The 1,435-nt window shown below is 70.8% G+C and carries 2 protein-coding genes; both read right to left on the minus strand.

Annotated elements, in window-relative coordinates; genetic code table 11:
* Positions 1–830 (minus strand): sensor histidine kinase (locus IE107_RS34420; protein ID WP_189548268.1); only part of this gene is annotated, 830 nt, incomplete at its 3' end.
* Between the two features lie 176 nt (positions 831–1,006).
* Positions 1,007–1,435: sensor histidine kinase (locus tag IE107_RS34425; RefSeq protein ID WP_373302559.1), on the minus strand; the 429-nt coding region annotated here is incomplete at its 5' end.

Genomic DNA, 1,435 nt, shown 5'->3' on the forward strand with positions numbered 1-1,435 from the left:
AGGCGGGCCTGGGCGCCGTCGTGCAGATCGCGTTCGATGCGGCGCAGGTCGGCGGCGGCCGTGTCGACGACCACCCCGCGGTCCGACTCCAGCTCCGAGACGCGGGTCGCCAGCCGGGACGGCCCGAGCAGCCCGGCCACCATGACCCGGTCCACGTTCACCAGACCACGGATGACCCACGGCGTGACGAGAACGACCACCAGGCCGAACGCACTGGTCAGAGCCACTTCGGCGAAGGAGTCGAGGCGGATCTCGTGGGCCCGGTCGCTGTACAGCTGAATACCGCCCCGACCCGTGTACGCCGGGAAGACCCAGCGCCACAGCGGGTAGGTGAACGCGGTCCACCCGACCGACCAGAACGTCAGCGCGACGGGGAAGGTGAAGAGCGTCCACGGCATGTGCAGCAGGGTGTAGAGCAGATGCCGCCAGGACGCCCCGCTCTTGAGCATCGCCCCCATCCAGGACATCAGGCCGCCGGTCCTGCCGCGGGCCGGTGCCGGGGCCGCCACGTCCAGCTTCAGCAGCCCGCGCGCCCGTGCCCGTTCCATCGCGCCGAAGCCACGGCACATGGCCAGCGTGCCGGCCAGGATCGGCACCCCGAGGAAGGTGATCAGCATGCCGACGCCCAGCGTCGTCAGGCAGATCGAGAAGGTGAACAGGACGATGCCGATCGGCAGGCTCAGCAGCAGATACGCGAATTCGCGCCAGGTCCTGCCCGCTACGGGCGCGCGCAGCGCGGCGGGGAAGAAGTGCTTCACCGGGGGATGGTCCCCGAAGCCGCCCCCGGACCGCTGGTGATCCCGAGTGTCCGGTCCGTATGCCGTGGCCATGGGTGCTGTCCGTTTCTTCTCATCGTCATCAGCGGTCTGGTGCCGTCATGACAAGGGTGCTGTCTCGCGGGCCGGCCCACCATGAGGGGGATATCCCTCTTCGGCCGGGGGTTTTCCCCACCATGGAAGGGCGTCGGAACTGGAGGGGCGTCGGATCCGGGTCGGTCCGGGCGGGCCTAGGCTCTCGCCGCGCCCTTCAATTTCTTGCCCTTGTGCTGCCCACGGTCCCGCCAGGGCAGTTCCGCGGTGACGGTCGTGGGGCCGCCGACCGGTGAGTCGAGGACGAAGAGCCCGTCGACGGCGCCCAGCCGCTCTGCCAGCCCCGCCATTCCCGTACCGCCGTCCATCCGGGCCCCGCCCCGTCCGTCGTCGACGACCTGGAGCAGCAGCCGGTCCCCGGCGCGCCACACCTCGACGGAGGCCGACCGCGCAGCGCTGTGCTTGCTCACGTTCTGCAGCAGCTCGGAGACGGTGAAGTAGGCGATCCCCTCGATCGCCTCCGCCGGGCGGGCCGGCAGATCCACGCTCACCGTGACGGGGACGGTGCAGCGGGAGGCGATGGCGGAGAGTGCGGCGTCGAGTCCGCGGTCGGTGAGGACGGCGGG

The organism is Streptomyces gelaticus, assembly GCF_014649535.1.
Taxonomy (GTDB): Bacteria; Actinomycetota; Actinomycetes; order Streptomycetales; family Streptomycetaceae; genus Streptomyces; species Streptomyces gelaticus.